This is a genomic window from Saccharomonospora iraqiensis subsp. paurometabolica YIM 90007 (assembly GCF_000231035.2).
Lineage (GTDB): Bacteria > Actinomycetota > Actinomycetes > Mycobacteriales > Pseudonocardiaceae > Saccharomonospora > Saccharomonospora paurometabolica.
Map to the genome: position 1 here is coordinate 1,812 of NZ_KI912209.1, position 2,567 is coordinate 4,378.

The 2,567-nt window shown below is 70.2% G+C and carries 3 protein-coding genes; 2 read left to right on the plus strand and 1 reads right to left on the minus strand.

Annotated features, from left to right (window positions below):
- On the plus strand, window positions 1-326 hold a 326-nt coding region (locus tag SACPADRAFT_RS25400), incomplete at its 5' end, for a glycosyltransferase (protein WP_040923901.1).
- Between the two features lie 46 nt (window positions 327-372).
- On the opposite strand, the gene SACPADRAFT_RS0203360 is transcribed toward SACPADRAFT_RS25400, so the two are convergent.
- On the minus strand, window positions 373-717 hold the full coding sequence (locus SACPADRAFT_RS0203360; protein ID WP_007027230.1) for a hypothetical protein: 345 nt from the start codon (window positions 715-717) through the stop codon (window positions 373-375).
- A 243-nt stretch (window positions 718-960) separates the two neighbouring features.
- Between SACPADRAFT_RS0203360 and SACPADRAFT_RS0203365 the strand changes: the two genes are divergently transcribed.
- Window positions 961-2,436: a SulP family inorganic anion transporter gene (locus SACPADRAFT_RS0203365; RefSeq protein ID WP_007027231.1), complete on the plus strand. Its 1,476-nt coding sequence runs from the start codon at window positions 961-963 to the stop codon at window positions 2,434-2,436.
- The last annotated feature ends 131 nt before the right edge of the window (window positions 2,437-2,567 follow it).

The window sequence follows — 2,567 nt, forward strand, 5'->3', positions numbered from 1 at the left end:
CCACCGTCTACCGGGCGGCGGACGTGTTCGCCATCCCCGGCGTGGCCGAGCTGCAGAGCATCGCCACGCTGGAGGCGGTGGCCTCCGGCCTGCCGGTCGTCGCCGCGGACGCGGTGGCCCTGCCGCACCTGGTCTCGCCCGGCCGCAACGGCTTCCTGTTCCGGCCGGGCGACGTCGACGGCCTCGCCGGGTCCCTCGTAAGCCTGCTCACCTCGGACGACCTCCGGACCCGCATGGGCACGGCGGGCCGCACGGTGGCCGCGGCCCATTCCCGCACCCGCACCCTGGAACGCTTCGAGGAGATCTACCGCACCCTGCTGCGCTGAGCGCCGGAACGGTTCCCGACGCTTGCGACAGCGTCGGTCGACCCGCTCACCCGAACGCGTCCAGCGTGGCGCGCCAGGCATCGCCCTCGAGGATCGTCTCCATTCCCTTGTCGTGTGCCCGGCACCAGGTGTCCAGCCGGATCATGTGTTCGTCCGAGGTCGTCAGTCCCCACGTGGTGCAGGCGACGAGCCGGTCCCACAGCCCGATCCTGCTCCCGGTGAACCACTCCGCCAGGGACGTCTCGAACGGGTCGTGATTCGGTTCGACCTCGTCCTCCACCCAGCCGACGATTTCGTGCCCCTGCTCGGTCGCCCATTCGGCCAGACGCATCTGTTGCGACCCGATCGAACGCAGTTGCACCGACCTGGCCCGAGCGAGGATCCGCGCCATACCGTCTCCTGTTTCTCGTTGTCCGTGTTGTTTGCCGTTCTTCCGGGTTCTTCCGGGTCTTCCCGTGTTGTCGCGGGCGGCCCGGATTCTGATCTGGATCACACTCGACGCCCGCGCGATGTTACCGACAGGTAGAGTCAGCTCCCGGCGCTGCGAGCCTCACCGGAGCGGCTTGCCGTTTCCTCTTCTTCCTTTCCCCGAAGCCGAAAGTAGCTGATGTCGCCTCCTGTTCCGCTGCGCTCGATGCCCGCTGTCCTCCGCCGCCGTCCCACCTGGCTGTCCCCCCGCGTGCTGCGCACCGAGTCCCTGGCCGGGCTCGTGGTCGCGCTGGCACTGATCCCGGAGGCGGTCTCCTTCTCGATCATCGCGGGCGTCGACCCGCGCGTGGGACTGTTCGCCTCGTTCACCATGGCCGTTACCATCGCCGTCACCGGCGGACGCCCGGCCATGATCTCGGCGGCCACGGGTGCCGTCGCGTTGGTGCTGGCCCCGTTGGTGCGGGAGCACGGCGTGGAGTACCTGCTCGCGGCCGTGGTGCTCGGCGGTCTGCTCCAGGTGGTGCTGGCGGTGTCCGGGGTGGCGCGGCTGATGCGGTTCCTGCCGCGCAGCGTCATGGTCGGCTTCGTCAACGCCCTCGCGATCCTGATCTTTCTCGCGCAGCTGCCGTATCTGACCGACGTCGCGTGGCCGGTGTACGCGCTGCTCGCGGCGGGCCTGCTGATCATGGTGGGGCTGCCGAGGCTGACGAGGGCGGTGCCCGCGCCGCTGGTGGCGATCCTGGTGCTGACCACCGTCACCATCACGATGGGCGTGGCCGTGCCCACCGTCGGCGACCAGGGTGACCTTCCCGGGACGCTGCCGGTGCTGGGCGTGCCCGCCGTGCCGTTCTCGCTCGACACGCTGGTCACGATCGCGCCCTACGCGTTCGCCATGGCCCTGGTGGGGCTGATGGAGTCGCTGATGACGGCGAAACTGGTGGACGACCTCACCGACACGCACTCGGACAAGACCCGCGAGTCCTGGGGACAGGGCGTGGCCAACGTCGTCACCGGGTTCTTCGGCGGCATGGGCGGCTGCGCGATGATCGGCCAGACCATGATCAACGTGAAGTCCGGGGCCCGCACCCGCGCCTCGACCTTCCTGTCCGGCGTGTTCCTGCTGGTGCTCGTCGTCGCCCTGGCGCAGGTGGTGGCGCTGATCCCGATGGCCGCCCTCGTCGGCGTCATGATCATGGTGGCGGTCGGCACGTTCGACTGGCACAGCATCCGCCCGGGAACCCTGCGCCGGATGCCGCCGAGCGAGACGGTGGTGATGGTGACCACCGTCGCCGTCACCGTGGCCACGCACAACCTCGCCATCGGTGTCGTCGTCGGGGTGCTGGTCGCGATGGTGGCCTTCGCCCGCCGGGTCGCCCGCGTCGTCTCGGTGGACAGCGTGCTCGACCCGGACGGCAGCACCCGCATCTACCGGGTCACCGGCCAGCTGTTCTTCGCCTCCAGCAACGACCTGGTGTTCCAGTTCGACTACGCGAACGACCCGTCCACCGTGGTGATCGACCTGTCCGACGCGCACATCTGGGACGCCTCCAGCGTCGCCGCGCTGGACGCGGTCACCACGAAGTACCGGCAACGGGGCACGGAGGTCACCATCACCGGGATGAACGACGACAGCGAGCAGCGGCACAACGCCCTGGCGGGCACGCTCACCGGCGCCCACTGAGCACCCGCCGCCCGCGCGGGCTCCCGGCGGGGCCGGTTCAACCGCCCGCACACCGGGCACCATCCGCAGGTGCGGGAACGGACGGGACGGTGAGCGGGTGACGACCCCGGCCGAGCTGGCCCGGGAGGTGG